The organism is Halopseudomonas pelagia, assembly GCF_009497895.1.
Lineage (GTDB): Bacteria > Pseudomonadota > Gammaproteobacteria > Pseudomonadales > Pseudomonadaceae > Halopseudomonas > Halopseudomonas pelagia_A.
Genome location: NZ_CP033116.1, coordinates 3,950,864 through 3,965,303, shown reverse-complemented (window position 1 = coordinate 3,965,303; position 14,440 = coordinate 3,950,864). Strand labels below are relative to the sequence as shown.

The window sequence follows — 14,440 nt, the reverse complement described above, 5'->3', positions numbered from 1 at the left end:
TCCGGACGAGGTACCCGCGACGAGGTCGCGGGCAGGGTTGAATCAAGGCTTGCGCTTGATGCCATAATTTTCCGACAGTGTACCCGGCATATCCTGCATTTTGGGCGCGTAGTCACGCGGCGGCTCCAGGCTGTCAAATACCGGCTCGGAACTGGTGCGCGTGCTCATGGAAGGGCCACTTTGCTCCTCCAGCGCGGCCAGCAGACGTTGACGGGTCATGTCGTCAGGCGACAGATCCATTGCGCCCTGCGTCAAGTGCTCCTGAATATCCTGGTAGCTGCGGTTCAGTCGCGATACCAGATTGGCCGTGGTCTTGAAGTGGCTGGATACATCCTGCTGATATTCTTCAAAGCGCAGTTGCAGGCTCTCAAGCTGGGCCTGAGTGCCGGTCGTGCTGCCGCCGCTGACCCGACGGGCCAGTTGGGTCAGAATGATGCCAATGACGATGCCCAGTGCCAGGGCAATCGCTACTGCAATCCAGAGATTTTCGCTTGCTTGCACCTTGGGTCCCTCAATGATGTCTGCGTGATCGGATACTTTGATATAGACGATATGCTTTAGTTCTAACGGTAACGGCATTTCATTGCCAAGGCTAGTGCTGCGCGTGTTGCTTTGGTCAAATTGACTAGCTGGCTGCCTGTCTTGACGTTGTATCTGCTACCCTTTTGCGACGACAGTTGTCGCTTGGCAGTCACGGGAGAAGCAGTAATGAGCAGCAATAGCGAAGAGCGTTTGACCATCGAGGGTCCTGCAGGCTCCTTGGAGATGTTGGTAACGCGGGTCGAGAATCCGATTGCGGTGACTGTGATTTGCCATCCCAACCCGGTGCAGGGTGGGACCATGACTAACAAGGTCGTGCATACATTGATGCGCGCGGCCCGGGATCAGCACTTCTGCGTCGTGCGCTTCAACTTCCGGGGAGTGGGTAAAAGTGCCGGCGAGCATGCGAACGGTGAGGGCGAAGTGGATGATTGCCTGGCGGTAATCGACTGGGCATTGAAAGAATTCGAGCTACCGCTTTGGGTTATGGGCTTTTCTTTCGGTGGGTATGTCGCTGCCGCAGCGGCAGCGCGCATGGATCCGGCTCCAACACGCCTGTTGCTGGTCGCGCCTTCTGTTGAACGTCTGCCCTTTGCCGACCTGATCCCTTTGGCCTGTCCTGCGGTGGTCATGATGGGCGAAGACGACGATGTAGTAGCGCCTTCGGCGGTATTTGAGCTGCTTGACGGGCAGCCGGGAGTGGAGGTCAGACGCTTCCCCGAGACCGGCCATTTCTTCCACGGCAGACTCGTGGAATTGAAAGAGTCTGTAGAAAGCGTCCTTACCTTAGGTTAATTGCCAAGCATCATGCTGGGCGGTAGAGTACCGCCCCCAATCGACCTGGCCCAGGGTTACCCGCCTATGACACCCCTTGAACGCTATAAGGCTGATCTTCAGCGTCCGGATTTTGTCCGCGATCCCGCTCAGGAACAGGCTGTACGCCATTTACAGCGCTTGTTCGACGATCTGGTGGCAGCAGAGTCGAGCAAGTCCGGGCTGCTGGGAAAGCTGTTTGGAAGAAAGCCCGAGCCGGTGAAAGGCTTGTACTTCTGGGGCGGAGTAGGGCGCGGCAAGACCTATCTGGTGGACACTTTTTTCGACGCGCTGCCGTTCAAGCGCAAGATGCGCACCCATTTCCACCGCTTCATGCAGCGCGTTCATCATGAATTGAAGGGGCTCAAAGGCGAGAAGAATCCTTTGACCCTGATAGCCACTCAGTTCGCCGAGGAAGCACGGGTTATCTGCTTTGACGAATTCTTTGTCTCGGATATCACCGACGCGATGATTTTGGGCACTCTTATGGAAGAGTTGTTCAAGAATGGCGTCACGCTGGTAGCGACGTCCAACATCGTGCCGGATGGCCTTTATAAGGACGGCCTGCAGCGGGCGCGCTTCCTGCCGGCCATCGCCCTGCTGAATAGCCATACCGATGTGGTCAATGTCGACAACGGTGTGGATTATCGTCTGCGTGCGCTGGAGCAGGCCGAGCTGTACCACTGGCCGTTGGATGACGATGCGGATGCCAGTTTACAGCGCAGTTTCGCCAGTCTGGTGCCCGATATGAACGAGACCGTGGAAGGTGAATTGCTGACGGTCGAGAATCGGCCGGTGCAATCGCTGCGTGTATGCGAGGACGTTGGCTGGTTCGAATTTCGCGAACTCTGTGACGGCCCGCGCAGCCAGAATGATTACATTGAATTGGCCAAGGTATTCCACGCGGTACTGATCGCGAATGTGGAGCAGATGGATGCCAGCAAGGACGATATGGCCCGGCGTTTTATCAATCTGGTCGACGAGTTCTATGATCGTAACGTCAAGCTGATTCTGTCTGCCGAGGTTGAACTGAAAGACCTCTACACCGGCGGCAGGTTGAGCTTTGAATTCCAGCGTACCCTCAGCCGGTTGCTGGAAATGCAGTCCCACGAGTTTCTCTGCCGGGCGCACAAACCCTGAGACGGTGTTGCCCGCAGGCATTGGTGTACGGCTGGCAGTTACTGGCTGGAGTGCTGAAACTGTCGGCGGTATTGATTGGGTGACAAGTCCGTATGCTGGCGGAACAGCCGCGCAAAGAAGCTGGCATCGTCATAACCCACATCGTAGCTGATGGTCTTGATGCTCCGCCTTGTGGTGCTCAGCAGATTTTTCGCCGTTTCGATGCGCAGCCGCTGCAGGTAGTGCAAGGGCTTGTCGCCGGTGGCCGCTTGAAAACGGCGCATGAAGTTACGAATGCTCATGCCGTGCTGACTGGCGACGTCCTCAAAGCGGAATTTGTCGGCAAAGTGCTCCTCCAGCCACTGCTGGATCTGCAGTATCGCCACGTCCTGATGCAGTTTCTGCCCGCCAAAACCGATGATGCCAGGGGTATAGTTGCGCTGCACCTCGTATAGCGTGTCGCGCGCGACCGCTTGCGCCACTTCACTGCCACAGAGCCGTTCGATCAGATGGATAGCAAGATCGCAACCGGAGGTGATCCCGGCGGCACAAAAGATGTTGTCCGCATCGGTGATGTGTTTGTCCCTGCATAGAATCACATCGGGAAAGCGCTCGCTGAACTCTTCGAAGAAACGCCAATAGGTGGTGGCTTCCCGACCATTGAGCAGCCCGGCTGCGGCGATCCAGAATACCCCAGTGGCTTCAGCGCTGATCAGTGTGCCTCTGGCATGCTCTGCTTGCAGCCATGGGATCACATCCGGATAGCGTTCAAGCATCTGATCAAAGTCACCCCAGAATGCCGGCAGCATGATCAATTGTGGCCTTAGCGCGCTCAAGGTGGCATCGGTGGCGATGCGGTCCTGGCTGAAGCTGGTCACCGGTAGCGTGTCAGGCGCAACTATAGAAGTGCGAAAGCCTGGCGTTAGACCCTGGCCGCGGCGTCTACCATCGCGCAGGCTGGCCATATGGAAAAAATCCTTGGCCTGCATCAGTGTAGAGGCGATCACTCCGTCAGTGGCCAGTATGGCGACTTGGCGAAGGGGGATTAGTGATGGATGGATCGGTGACATCATCTAGCTCTTATTATAGGTTGTATCGGCCAGTATATGACTAAAGCATCTTAAGGAGTGGCGCAAGTGTCCTGTTGCGCGGTATAAATAGCAGGAATGGTGCTGGCAAAACTGCGCCGCTGGGCCTGAGTTGGCGCAGCGGCGACTCTGCACCGGAATCAGGGGGCCGGGTTGGGCTGGCTCTGATGGATGTCGGCAATGGCTTCAAGTATCGCGTCGGTGAGTCCCATGTTCACGCTGCTCAGGTTGCGATTGAGCTGGTCCATGTTGGTCGCGCCAATAATATTGCTGGTCACGAAGGGCTGCCGAGTGACGAAAGCCAGCGCCATTTGTGCTGGATCCATCCCATGCTCGCGGGCCAGTTGAACATACCGGGCGCAGGCCTTCTGAGCCTGGGGGTTGGTATAGCGGCTGAACCGGCTGAAAAGGGTTAAGCGGCCTTTCTCCGGCTGCAGACCATTCAGGTATTTGCCGGTCAGGGTGCCGAAAGCCAGTGGCGAATACGCCAGCAGCCCGGTCTGCTCGCGCAGGGACATTTCCGCCAGACCAATCTCATAACTGCGATTTAGCAGGTTGTAGGGGTTCTGGATGGAGGCGATGCGCGGCCATCCGCGACTTTCTGCCAGATGCAGGAAGCGACTGACGCCCCAGGGCGTTTCGTTGGACAGGCCAATGTGTCTGATCTTGCCGGCCTTGACCATGTCGTCCAGGACTTCCAGGGTATCTTCGACCGGCGTGATCAGCTCGTCCGGATCGTGCCGATAGCCGAGTTTGCCAAAGAAGTTGGTGCTGCGATCTGGCCAGTGCAGTTGATATAAGTCGATATAGTCGGTTTGCAGGCGCTTCAGGCTGGCGTCGAGCGCGGCGGTCAGATGCTCGCGGGTGAAGCGGGTCTTTCCATCGCGGATATGCGGCAGCCAGTCACCGGGGCCGGCGACCTTGCTGGCCAGGATCCAGTCCTCACGGGTGCCACGCTCAGCGAAGAAATTACCGATGATGCGTTCGGTTTCGCCATAGGTGGCAGCTACCGGCGGTACCGGGTACATCTCGGCAGCGTCAATAAAGTTGACCCCTGCATCCTTGGCCCGGTCAATCTGGGCGAAGGCTTCCTTCTGGGTATTCTGTTCACCCCAGGTCATGCTGCCGAGGCAGAGGGCGCTGACCTTGAGTTTGCTGCGGCCGAGTGGGCGGTATTGCATGGGCGTGCTCCAGTGGAACGTTGGTGGTCTCATTATTGACCATAGGCTGGGCTAAAGTTGAGGTAAATGTAAATAAGGGTTGTAATTTTTAGCTCCCTTGGCATAATGCCCGCCACTTTCGACAGGATGCCTAGCCTGTCGTTGTTGTTTACAGCGCAGATGCCACCCAGACCCACGCAGCCCCCACTGAGTGTCTGTTCTAGGCTTTGTTGTCTTGTAAAAACACATTTCATTCTGTAAGATTCGCCCTCTTCTAAACAAGAGTGGCCTCTGAGGCTAGGATTAATGAAAACCTTCAGCGCCAAACCTGAAACCGTAAAACGCGATTGGTACATTGTAGATGCTACCGGTCTGACCCTGGGTCGCCTTGCTACCGAAGTGGCTTCACGCCTTCGCGGTAAGCACAAGCCCGAATACACGCCTCACGTGGATACTGGCGATTATATCGTCATCGTCAACGCGGAAAAGATCCATGTGACTGGCAACAAGGCTCAGGACAAGATCTACTACAGCCACTCCGGGTTTCCGGGCGGTATCAAGTCGATCAACTTCGAAAAGCTTGTTGTACGTGCTCCTGAGCGCATCATCGAGTCTGCCGTCAAAGGCATGTTGCCGAAAAACCCCTTGGGTCGTGCAATGTACCGCAAGATGAAAGTGTACAAAGGTGCAGTTCATCCTCATGCGGCTCAGCAACCCCAAGAACTCAAGGTCTAATAGGAGCATACTATGTCGGCGACACAAAACTACGGTACTGGCCGTCGTAAAACTGCCACCGCTCGGGTGTTCCTACGTCCGGGTAATGGCAACATCCAGATCAACAACCGCACTATCGAGAACTTCTTCGGTCGCGAAACAGCTCGCATGGTTGTTCGCCAGCCGCTGGAACTGACCGAAAGCGTCTCCAAGTTCGACGTCTTTGTCACCGTCAAGGGCGGTGGTACCACCGGCCAGGCCGGCGCCATCCGTCACGGCATCACTCGTGCTCTGATGGAATATGACGAGACTCTGCGCAGCGTACTGCGCAAAGCGGGCTTTGTTACCCGTGACGCTCGTGAAGTTGAACGTAAGAAAGTGGGTCTGCGTAAAGCGCGTAAGCGTCCTCAGTACTCCAAGCGTTAAGTCGCAAGACTTTTCCGCAAAACGCCCGGCATCCTATTGGACTCCGGGCGTTTTTGTATCTGCGGCAAAATGCCGCTCGCGCTCTAGCGCGCCGGAAAGCCCCGTATTTCAATATGTTCCGCAGCGTCTCTATGGTGAGTGATGAATACTTCACCTTGTCAAAAAAGGGGTTTTTCATTACCATCGGATTCATTTTGTGCATGCGGATTAAAACTCTTAAAAAGCCTTATAAAAGGGCTGAAATTAGCAGATGGGAGACGACTGGATGAGTAATGACGGCGTAAACAATGGCCGGCGTCGCTTCCTGGTAGCAGCCACAGGTGTTGTGGGTGCGGCCGGAGCCGTAGGGGTAGCTGTTCCCTTCGTGGGATCTTGGTTCCCGAGCGCCAAAGCCAAGGCGGCAGGTGCGCCGGTCCGGGTGAACGTGAGCAAGCTTGAGCCGGGTCAGCAGATCGTAGCTGAATGGCGCGGCCAGCCCGTGTTCATTTCCCGCCGGACTTCCGAAGCGTTGGCGATTCTCGAAGAGAATGTCGACATTCTTGCCGACCCGGAATCAGAATCGTCAAGCCAGCCCGATTATGTGGACCTTCACACGCGAGCCATCAAGCCTGATGTGCTGGTAGTAATGGGAATCTGCACACACCTGGGTTGCTCGCCGTTGTTCCGCCCTGAGGTGGCTTCTGCCGAGATGGGGAATGAGTGGAAGGGTGGCTATTTCTGCCCGTGCCATAGCTCCCGATATGACATGGCCGGGCGTGTGCACCGCGGGCAGCCTGCCCCGTTGAACCTGCCGGTCCCCCCCCATTCCTATGAGTCCGATGACATTATCATTGTCGGCCTGGATCAGGAGTCTGCCTGATGAGCAAGCTGAATAACTGGATCAACGAGCGGATGTCGGTCAACCGGGTGGTCGAAGACCACCTGACCAAATACTACGCTCCCAAGAACTTCAACTTTTTCTACTTCTTTGGCTCATTGGCCATGTTGGTGCTGGTCAACCAGATCGTCACCGGCATCTGGCTGACCATGAGCTACGAGCCTTCGGGTGAGGGCGCCTTCGCTTCCATCGAATACATCATGCGTGATGTGGAATATGGCTGGCTGTTGCGCTACCTGCACTCCACCGGCGCCTCTGCTTTCTTTGTCGTGGTCTACATGCACATGCTTCGCGGCATCATGTACGGCTCCTACCAGAAGCCCAGAGAACTGATCTGGTTGTTTGGTATGACCATTTACCTGGCGCTGATGGCTGAAGCCTTCATGGGCTACTTGCTGCCCTGGGGGCAGATGTCCTACTGGGGTGCTCAAGTGATCATCTCGCTGTTCGGGGCCATACCCTTTATCGGGCCTGACTTGCAGCAGTGGGTGCGCGGTGACTACCTGATCTCCGGGATTACCCTGAACCGTTTCTTCGCGCTGCACGTAGTTGCGCTGCCGATCGTTATTCTCGGGCTGGTAGTGCTGCACATCATTGCGCTGCATGAAGTGGGTTCGAACAACCCTGACGGCGTAGACATCAAGAAGCACAAGGACGAGAACGGCAAGCCGCTGGATGGTATTGCCTTCCACCCCTATTACACGGTCAAGGATATTGTCGGTGTTGTGGTCTTCCTGTTCGTGTTCTGCATCGTGGTGTTCTTCTTCCCGGAGATGGGTGGTTATTTCCTTGAGAAGCCCAACTTCGAAATTGCGAACCAGTTGAAAACGCCTGACCATATTGCGCCGGTTTGGTACTTCACACCCTTCTACGCCATTTTGCGCGCCATTCCGGCTATCGGCGGGTCTGCTTTCCCCGGTGTGTTGGCGATGGGTGCTGCGATTGCGGTGCTCTTTGTGTTGCCCTGGCTGGATCGGAGCCCGGTTCGTTCGATTCGCTACAAGGGCTGGATGAGTAAAGTGTGGCTGGTGATCTTCTGCGTATCATTCGTGATACTCGGCATCCTGGGGGCAATTCCAGGTAACGACACCCGCACCTTGATCTCACAGATCTGCACCTTTTTGTATTTCGCCTTCTTCATACTCATGCCGTTCTATACCCGCATGGAGAAGACTAAACCCGTTCCGGAGAGGGTTACTGGCTAATGAAAAAGCAATTGATTGCTCTGATGTTTGCACTTGTGCCTGGTGTCGCGTTCTCTGCGGCAACTGGCGTGCACCTGGAATCTGCCAATATCGACCTGACCGACAAAGCGTCGCTGCAGGACGGCGCCAGGACCTTTGCCAACTACTGCATGGGCTGCCATTCCGCTCAGTACCAGCGCTATGAGCGCGTGGCCACCGATCTGGATATCCCGCCGGAACTGATGCTGGAAAATCTGGTGTTCCCCGAGGGTGTATTGATTGGTGAGCATATGGAAATCGGCATGCGTCAGGCTGATTCCAAAGTATGGTTCGGTGCTGCGCCGCCGGATCTTACCAACGTTGCCCGCGTGCGTGGCGAAGACTGGTTGTACACCTATCTAAAGACCTTCTATGAAGATCCTTCGCGTCCTTACGGCGTCAACAACGAGGTGTTCCCGAACGTCGGCATGCCCAATGTGTTGGCTGAGCTGCAGGGGCGTCAGGTCATCGGCTGTAAAGGTATGCCGGTAACTGACGAGGATGGCAACGTCCAGCGTGACACGCTGACTGGTGAGACCGTCAAGGATGAGAAGTGCGATGTGCTGACCATTGTTGAAGGTACTGGAAGTCAGTCTGAGGAAGAGTTTGATACCACCGTGCGTAACCTGGTCAACTTCCTTGCTTACTCGGCAGATCCAATCAAGCTGGAGCGCCACCGCATCGGTACTTATGTGCTGCTGTATCTGGCCTTCTTCTTCGTGTTTGCCTACCTCCTGAAGCGTGAGTATTGGAAAGACGTTCACTAACGAACGCTTTTTCAGGATCAATTGCGCGCCCTTTGGGGCGCGCTCTTGTTTCTAGGGTATAATCTCGAATTACCAGACAAGACCAGTCCGCTGGTCTTCCGTACGCGCGCAATTGCGCGATCAGTTGTTTACCGCAATCCGTTAATGGATGAGGGTTGATTTATGGGCGTTACCGCCAACAAGCGTTCTTCGATGGCTTTTTTCTCTGATCCACGTGACCACTATTGTCATCGTGTCCGTATTGTTCTGGCGGAGAAAGGCGTTACCGTTGACGTCATCAACGTTGAGCCCGATAACCATCCTGAAGAGCTGGCCGAGAACAACCCCTACAATAGCGTCCCGACGTTGCTGGATCGTGATCTGGTGCTTTATGAGCCCAACATCATGATGGAGTACCTGGACGAGCGTTTTCCGCATCCGCCCCTGCTGCCCGTTTACCCGGTGGCCAGAGCCAATACCCGTTTGCTGATGTTTCGTGTGCAGCGTGACTGGTGTGGGCTGGTCGATGCGATCACCAACCCCAAGACGCCTGCTGCAGCAGTGACCAAGGCGCGCAAGGAGCTACGTGAGAGCTTGATTGGTGTAGCGCCGGTATTTGTGGAGATGCCCTTCTTCATGAGCGAGGAGTTCAGCCTGGTTGATTGCTGTATTGCTCCGATCCTATGGCGCTTGCCGATGCTTGGTGTTGAACTGCCGAAACAGGCCAAGCCGCTACAAGATTATATGGACCGGATTTTTCAGCGTGAGGGCTTTCTTGGCAGCTTGTCTGCCGCTGAAAAGGAAATGCAGTAAGAATTCACCACAACATAGGAGGCCGCATGGCTCAAATGAGCTCAAGCCGACCCTACCTGATACGTTCGCTCTACGAATGGATACTCGATAACCAGTGTACGCCCTATGTACTGGTTAATGCCCATTATCCAGATACAGTGGTTCCAGAGTCCTTTGTAGAAGCAGGTCAGATCGTTCTCAATCTGTCGCCGAACGCGATACGCCACCTTGAAATGGATAATGACAAAATCTGCTTCGATGGCCGCTTTGGCGGTGTCGCTCAGCAGGTTTGGTTGCCCGCCCAGGCAGTGATGGCGATCTATGCTCGTGAAAACGGTCAGGGCATGGTGTTTGAGGTTGATCCGGCGCCTGTCCCACCTTCCTCTGAAGAGGGCGTGGCGAGCAGCAAGAGCCCCGCTGGCGGTAAGCCAAAGCCAGCCAGGCCGGCGCTGAAAGTCGTCAAGTAAAGTTAACTATTCACGATCGGTTAGCACAAAAAAAACCCGGCCCCGGAGTAATCCGGGGCCGGGCTTTTTTTGCTGCCGCTTTAGGCTGCGTGAGAAAGTCGCTTCAGTCGATATACTCGAACAGTTTCACGATGCGTTGCACGCCGCCTACCTGCTGCACTGCGTTCACCGCCAGATCAGCTTCGCTGCGGGTTACCAGGCCCTGCAGATACACGATCCCGGCCTCCGTAGTCACTTTGATGCGGCGACCCGGAATGGCGCTGTCACTGAGCATACGCGCCTTGACGCTCGTGGTGATCAAGGCGTCATTGTTGCGTGCCAGTAGTGCCAGGTTTTCACCTACGGTCAGCTCGTTGTGGACGACCTTGACGCGCTGCACCTGTTTGGCGACATTCCCGGCCAGGTCCTTGAGTTCCTGTCGCGGTACCTGTCCGGCAAGCAATACCACACCGTTATAACTGGTCACTGAAACGCGAGACGACCGTTCGAGGTCCAGATGGGCTTTGGCGATATTGACGCTGGCACGGGTTTCAATCAATTGGTCGTCAATCGTGCTGCCAATGGTTCTGGTACCCTGATTGCCTTCCAAGGGCGTATCGCGTGCAGCGGTCAGTACCGAACTGCAACCAGCGAGCATCATGGTAGTGACTATGAGAATTCCCAGGCGCTTCATTCTTCGCTCCCGAACAGTTGGCGGTCAATAAGATCACACAGGCAATGGATAGCCAGCAGGTGCACTTCTTGAATACGTGCTGTAGAGCGCGCTGGTACGCGGATCTCGGCGTCTTCTGGCAGCAGCAGTGAGGTCATGGCACCGCCGTCTCGGCCGTTCAAGGCAACGACCAGCATATCCCGGTCATGTGCCGCCTGAATCGCCTGCAGCACATTGCCAGAGTTGCCGCTGGTGGAGATCGCCAGCAACACGTCGCCGGGTTGACCCAGCGCGCGAATCTGCTTGGAGAAAATCTCGTCGTAACTGTAATCGTTGGCGATCGAAGTGATGGTCGAGCTGTCAGTGGTCAACGCCAGCGCCGGCAGGCTGGGGCGCTCGCGTTCGAATCTATTGAGCAGCTCGGAAGAAAAGTGCTGGGCATCGCCGGCTGAGCCGCCATTGCCGCAGGTCAGGATTTTGCCTTCATTTAGCAGGCAGTTGACCATTAGCTGGCTGGCTTGCTCGATGCTTGGCCCTAACACTTCCATGGCGCGGGTCTTGGTTTCGATGCTGTCGGTAAACAGCTGCCTGATTCGGTGTTGCATATCCATAGGGATCATGACTCGCTAGCAGGTGAATGCTTCTCGGATCCATTGATAAGAGGCGGGATCCGCTGGGTTGCCTTGCGCGGCGATAACATCGAATCGGCAAGGCTGATTGGCCAGATGGGGGTGGGTAAGCAGGTAATGCTGGGCTGCGGCGATAACGCGTTTCTGCTTGCGCCAGTCAATCGTTTCCGCAGCATTGCCCCATCGGGTACTTCGTCGGTAACGTACTTCAACAAATACTACTGTATCAGCATCGCGCATGACCAGATCAAGCTCGCCTTGCTTGCAACGATAGTTTCGCGCCAGCAGGCGCATGCCAGAGCGCAGTAGCAGTTGCTCGGATTGGCGCTCGGCCTGGTTGCCGAGCACCTGCTTGTCGGTCAGCGATGTCACGGAGCGGGGAGTAGGGCCGGTGCCTGAGTCAACCGACCATCCTCAATCACACCCCAACTGAGCTCACGACTGACACGTCCGTCTGGGGATAGAGACAGGATGCCGGTGGCGCCGTTCACTGTGGTTTCCGGATACTGTTGCATCTGCGGTAGCCGGGTAAATATGCGTTGGGCGTCTATGCCCATGGCGTACAGCCGGCCCAAAGGGCCGCCGGCTTGCGGCCAGTTCTGGGTGACCGACTCATAGAGACTATCCGAGCGACTCACCAACCAAGGGGTTTCCGCGACGAGAATGCCATCCAGATCGTTGTTCTGATCACCGCCCACCTGATAGACGTGTGAGGTGGCATAAACAGGCAAGTCGCCCGCATATTGAAACGCCAGCGTCGGCATGATCTGTCGGGCCTGCAACGGGCCAGCGGTGATGAAGAGGGCGTCCAGATCCTGACGCGGGGTAGGTTGTACCACTACGCTATTGCCCAGCACCCGCTGGATCTGCTGGCCCCGCTGTTCGCTCTGACGAATGCGCAGCAGCTCACCGATCTGGCCCGACATAGCCGCGGGCTCATCGACCACTTCGCGGCCAATCAGCACGCCACCCATTTCCTGCCAGGATTGCTGGAAAGCCTGGTAGGCACGTTCGCCCCAACCGGTGCTGGCAGTCAGTGCTGCCATCCGGCGATGGCCCTGGGCCCACGCCTGCGCGGCCGCGGAGCGCGCTTCATCTTCGGGAGCCAGGCCAAACTGGAACAGCGCTTTGCCCTCTGGTACGGGGCTGTCGGTGTAGTTCAATGCCAGTGTGGGCAGCGGTAATTCAGGCATGGCGGCGATGCGGCTGACCTGCTCGCGCTCCAATGGGCCGATGACCCATTCCACGCCGTCCGCCATCGCCTGGCGATAGAACGCGTCAAGATCGGTGTAGGCAGTGGAGTCGTAAAGGCTGACCTCGGGTTGATCCAGCCCTTCACTGAAAGCCTGATATTGAGCAGCAAGAAAGCCGTCACGCAATGCCTGGGCAGCGGCGGCCAGTTCACCCTGGAAAGGCAGCAACAAGGCGATATGCTGTGGCCGGCTGCTGTGTAGTTCGATCAGTTGCGACAAGGATGCCGGTAGCTGTTGCGCCGCTGGGTGATCAGGGTTTTCTTGCTGCCATTGCTTCAGCGCACGGACCTGCAAATCCAGATTGTTCAGCGTCTGATCAATCAGAGCCAGTTCCACCCAGGCCGCCAGCTCGCCAGTACTGGTGGCTGCGGCTGCCTGCAGCTCCTCGGGCGACATCTGGCTGATGCCTTCCCAGATCGCCTGCAGGTTAGCGGGCTGTGCGCTAGCCGGCAGCAGGCCGTGCATGAAAATGCGCTGCTCGGCTGCTTTCAGGTGATCTCCAACCTGATCATTGGCTTCGGCCTGTAGCCGCTGGATGTGCAATTGTTCGTCCAGTGGCAGGGTGTCGATCCGGCTGATCGAAGGATGCTGCAATGCGCGCAGGGCAATTTTCGGCTCATTCAGTGCCATGGCGCTGATGGCCTGCAATTGGCTGAAACGTATCTGCTGGTCGAGCGGCAGGTCGCTCTGCGGAACACGTTGAAGAATAATCATGGTTTTTTCGTGGGCGCCAGCGTCACTGGCAGCCTGGGCCGCATACAAGCGCAGCAGATTCGCTTCTGCGCCGGAATACCGGTCCGCATCTTCGAGGATCTTGTCCGCAGAGGCCTGCGGTGTACGTGGTAAATCGCCCAGCTCTTGCGGGGCGGAGGCACAGCCGGCAATCAGCACAGCCAGGGTCAGAGGTAAAAACGGCAGGCGATGGCTGCGTAGCATGCGGCGGTATCCTTGCGCTGGGGACGCAGACGTGCGTGGCCCGTGGGATTTAAGCCGCCATTGTAACCAAGGGGGGCGGCAATCGCCATGCGCTGCATCACGTCCTGTACAATGGTCGTAACGTCCAGCCCAGGAAAAGTCATGTCCGGTACTCTTTATGTCGTCGCCACGCCAATTGGCAATCTGCAGGATATGTCGCCCAGGGCACTTGATGTATTGCGTACGGTGGCGCTGATCGCAGCCGAAGACACGCGTCACAGTGCGCGCCTGCTGCAGCACTTTGGTGTTTCGACCCCCACCACCGCCTGCCATGACCACAACGAGCGCGACAAAAGCGTGCGCCTGGTCGAACGCATGCTCGCGGGCGAAGACATGGCGCTGATTTCCGATGCGGGCACGCCGTTGATTTCCGACCCTGGCTATCACCTGGTGCGCCAGGCCCGTGAGGCGGGCGTGCGGGTATGCCCGATCCCTGGTGCCTGCGCGCTGATCGCTGCGCTGAGTGCGGCGGGGTTGCCGTCGGACCGCTTTGCCTTTGAAGGTTTTCTGCCGGCCAAGGCGCATGGGCGACGTCAACGGTTGCAGGGCCTGGCCACTGAGCCGCGGACCTGGATGCTCTATGAAGCGCCGCATCGGTTGCTGGAATGCCTGGAAGATATGCTGGATATCTTTGGCCCTGAACGGCAGGTGGTATTGGCGCGCGAGTTGACCAAGACCTTTGAAACCATCAAGGGTGCGCCGATCGCCGAGCTGGTTGAATGGGTGCGCGCGGACTCTGATCAGCAGCGCGGCGAGTGTGTGTTGATTGTCGAGGCGATGCCCGCCCCTGAGGAGAGCGAAGGCTTGAATCCAGAAGCGCAGCGGGTACTGGATATTCTGCTCAGCGAGCTGCCGGTCAAGCAGGCCGCTGCGCTGGCAGCGCAGATCACCGGCGAAAAGAAGAATCGGCTTTACCAGGTAGCCTTGGGCAAGGGTTGAGGTAAAACGACAGAACGGTGCAGCACT

The 14,440-nt window shown here is 56.8% G+C and carries 17 protein-coding genes; 10 read left to right on the top strand and 7 right to left on the bottom strand.

Translation table 11 applies throughout. The features are described from left to right. Positions 1-42: 42 nt before the first annotated feature. On the bottom strand, positions 43-579 hold the full coding sequence (locus EAO82_RS18205; protein ID WP_096345202.1) for a YhcB family protein: 537 nt from the start codon (positions 577-579) through the stop codon (positions 43-45). Positions 580-708: 129 nt separating this feature from the next. Between EAO82_RS18205 and EAO82_RS18200 the strand changes: the two genes are divergently transcribed. Next, on the top strand, positions 709-1,335 hold the full coding sequence (locus tag EAO82_RS18200) for an alpha/beta hydrolase (RefSeq protein ID WP_096345201.1): 627 nt from the start codon (positions 709-711) through the stop codon (positions 1,333-1,335). A gap of 66 nt (positions 1,336-1,401) precedes the next feature. Next, positions 1,402-2,493 (top strand): cell division protein ZapE, encoded by a 1,092-nt coding sequence (zapE, locus tag EAO82_RS18195; protein ID WP_096345283.1) that lies wholly within the window; start codon positions 1,402-1,404, stop codon positions 2,491-2,493. A gap of 38 nt (positions 2,494-2,531) precedes the next feature. Here zapE and EAO82_RS18190 read toward each other — a convergent pair whose 3' ends face one another. Together EAO82_RS18190 and EAO82_RS18185 are read right to left on the bottom strand one after the other, a co-directional pair. Next, entirely contained in the window at positions 2,532-3,542 is a 1,011-nt protein-coding gene (locus EAO82_RS18190) for a GlxA family transcriptional regulator (RefSeq protein WP_096345200.1), read from the bottom strand. Between the two features lie 158 nt (positions 3,543-3,700). Next, positions 3,701-4,741 carry an NADP(H)-dependent aldo-keto reductase gene (locus EAO82_RS18185; protein ID WP_096345199.1) on the bottom strand — a complete coding sequence of 347 codons (1,041 nt, stop codon included), beginning with the start codon at positions 4,739-4,741 and terminating at the stop codon, positions 3,701-3,703. Between the two features lie 285 nt (positions 4,742-5,026). Between EAO82_RS18185 and rplM the strand changes: the two genes are divergently transcribed. From rplM to EAO82_RS18150, 7 genes are all read left to right on the top strand, one after another. Next, positions 5,027-5,455, top strand: coding sequence for a 50S ribosomal protein L13 (gene rplM, locus EAO82_RS18180; protein WP_096345198.1), 429 nt, complete (start codon positions 5,027-5,029; stop codon positions 5,453-5,455). A gap of 12 nt (positions 5,456-5,467) precedes the next feature. After that, complete coding sequence (gene rpsI / locus EAO82_RS18175; RefSeq protein WP_096345197.1) at positions 5,468-5,860, top strand: 30S ribosomal protein S9; 393 nt, start codon at positions 5,468-5,470, stop codon at positions 5,858-5,860. 265 nt (positions 5,861-6,125) lie between these two features. Then, positions 6,126-6,719 (top strand): ubiquinol-cytochrome c reductase iron-sulfur subunit, encoded by a 594-nt coding sequence (petA, locus tag EAO82_RS18170; protein ID WP_096345196.1) that lies wholly within the window; start codon positions 6,126-6,128, stop codon positions 6,717-6,719. Continuing rightward, positions 6,719-7,942: a cytochrome b gene (locus EAO82_RS18165; protein ID WP_096345195.1), complete on the top strand. Its 1,224-nt coding sequence runs from the start codon at positions 6,719-6,721 to the stop codon at positions 7,940-7,942. Before petA ends, EAO82_RS18165 begins: the two co-directional genes overlap by 1 nt. Beyond that, positions 7,942-8,727, top strand: a complete 786-nt coding sequence (locus tag EAO82_RS18160; RefSeq protein WP_096345194.1) for a cytochrome c1 — start codon at positions 7,942-7,944, stop codon at positions 8,725-8,727. Before EAO82_RS18165 ends, EAO82_RS18160 begins: the two co-directional genes overlap by 1 nt. A 162-nt stretch (positions 8,728-8,889) precedes the next feature. Continuing rightward, complete coding sequence (locus tag EAO82_RS18155) at positions 8,890-9,519, top strand: glutathione S-transferase N-terminal domain-containing protein (RefSeq protein WP_096345193.1); 630 nt, start codon at positions 8,890-8,892, stop codon at positions 9,517-9,519. A gap of 35 nt (positions 9,520-9,554) precedes the next feature. Further along, positions 9,555-9,965, top strand: coding sequence for a ClpXP protease specificity-enhancing factor (locus EAO82_RS18150; protein WP_096345282.1), 411 nt, complete (start codon positions 9,555-9,557; stop codon positions 9,963-9,965). A gap of 103 nt (positions 9,966-10,068) precedes the next feature. Here the strand turns inward: EAO82_RS18150 and EAO82_RS18145 are convergent, their stop codons facing one another. From EAO82_RS18145 to EAO82_RS18130, 4 genes are read right to left on the bottom strand one after another with little or no spacing between them, the layout of a single operon-like run. Beyond that, entirely contained in the window at positions 10,069-10,638 is a 570-nt protein-coding gene (locus tag EAO82_RS18145; protein WP_096345192.1) for a BON domain-containing protein, read from the bottom strand. After that, on the bottom strand, positions 10,635-11,228 hold the full coding sequence (locus EAO82_RS18140; RefSeq protein WP_096345191.1) for a phosphoheptose isomerase: 594 nt from the start codon (positions 11,226-11,228) through the stop codon (positions 10,635-10,637). The genes EAO82_RS18145 and EAO82_RS18140 overlap by 4 nt, the downstream gene beginning before the upstream one ends. Before the next feature lie 15 nt (positions 11,229-11,243). After that, complete coding sequence (locus tag EAO82_RS18135; protein WP_096345190.1) at positions 11,244-11,618, bottom strand: YraN family protein; 375 nt, start codon at positions 11,616-11,618, stop codon at positions 11,244-11,246. Beyond that, on the bottom strand, positions 11,615-13,435 hold the full coding sequence (locus EAO82_RS18130; protein ID WP_096345189.1) for a penicillin-binding protein activator: 1,821 nt from the start codon (positions 13,433-13,435) through the stop codon (positions 11,615-11,617). Before EAO82_RS18130 ends, EAO82_RS18135 begins: the two co-directional genes overlap by 4 nt. An 87-nt stretch (positions 13,436-13,522) precedes the next feature. Between EAO82_RS18130 and rsmI the strand changes: the two genes are divergently transcribed. After that, positions 13,523-14,413 (top strand): 16S rRNA (cytidine(1402)-2'-O)-methyltransferase, encoded by an 891-nt coding sequence (gene rsmI, locus EAO82_RS18125; RefSeq protein ID WP_410402918.1) that lies wholly within the window; start codon positions 13,523-13,525, stop codon positions 14,411-14,413. The last annotated feature ends 27 nt before the right edge of the window (positions 14,414-14,440 follow it).

Coding starts and splice junctions, on each gene's coding strand:
- EAO82_RS18160 (WP_096345194.1), top strand. CDS start 7,942: ATGAAAAAGCAATTGATTGCTCTGATGTTTGCACTTGTGCCTGGTGTC.
- EAO82_RS18205 (WP_096345202.1), bottom strand. CDS start 579: ATGCCGTTACCGTTAGAACTAAAGCATATCGTCTATATCAAAGTATCC.
- EAO82_RS18190 (WP_096345200.1), bottom strand. CDS start 3,542: ATGTCACCGATCCATCCATCACTAATCCCCCTTCGCCAAGTCGCCATA.
- rpsI (WP_096345197.1), top strand. CDS start 5,468: ATGTCGGCGACACAAAACTACGGTACTGGCCGTCGTAAAACTGCCACC.
- petA (WP_096345196.1), top strand. CDS start 6,126: ATGAGTAATGACGGCGTAAACAATGGCCGGCGTCGCTTCCTGGTAGCA.
- EAO82_RS18185 (WP_096345199.1), bottom strand. CDS start 4,741: ATGCAATACCGCCCACTCGGCCGCAGCAAACTCAAGGTCAGCGCCCTC.
- EAO82_RS18165 (WP_096345195.1), top strand. CDS start 6,719: ATGAGCAAGCTGAATAACTGGATCAACGAGCGGATGTCGGTCAACCGG.
- EAO82_RS18200 (WP_096345201.1), top strand. CDS start 709: ATGAGCAGCAATAGCGAAGAGCGTTTGACCATCGAGGGTCCTGCAGGC.
- EAO82_RS18130 (WP_096345189.1), bottom strand. CDS start 13,435: ATGCTACGCAGCCATCGCCTGCCGTTTTTACCTCTGACCCTGGCTGTG.
- EAO82_RS18140 (WP_096345191.1), bottom strand. CDS start 11,228: ATGGATATGCAACACCGAATCAGGCAGCTGTTTACCGACAGCATCGAA.
- rplM (WP_096345198.1), top strand. CDS start 5,027: ATGAAAACCTTCAGCGCCAAACCTGAAACCGTAAAACGCGATTGGTAC.
- zapE (WP_096345283.1), top strand. CDS start 1,402: ATGACACCCCTTGAACGCTATAAGGCTGATCTTCAGCGTCCGGATTTT.
- rsmI (WP_410402918.1), top strand. CDS start 13,523: ATGCGCTGCATCACGTCCTGTACAATGGTCGTAACGTCCAGCCCAGGA.
- EAO82_RS18155 (WP_096345193.1), top strand. CDS start 8,890: ATGGGCGTTACCGCCAACAAGCGTTCTTCGATGGCTTTTTTCTCTGAT.
- EAO82_RS18150 (WP_096345282.1), top strand. CDS start 9,555: ATGAGCTCAAGCCGACCCTACCTGATACGTTCGCTCTACGAATGGATA.
- EAO82_RS18145 (WP_096345192.1), bottom strand. CDS start 10,638: ATGAAGCGCCTGGGAATTCTCATAGTCACTACCATGATGCTCGCTGGT.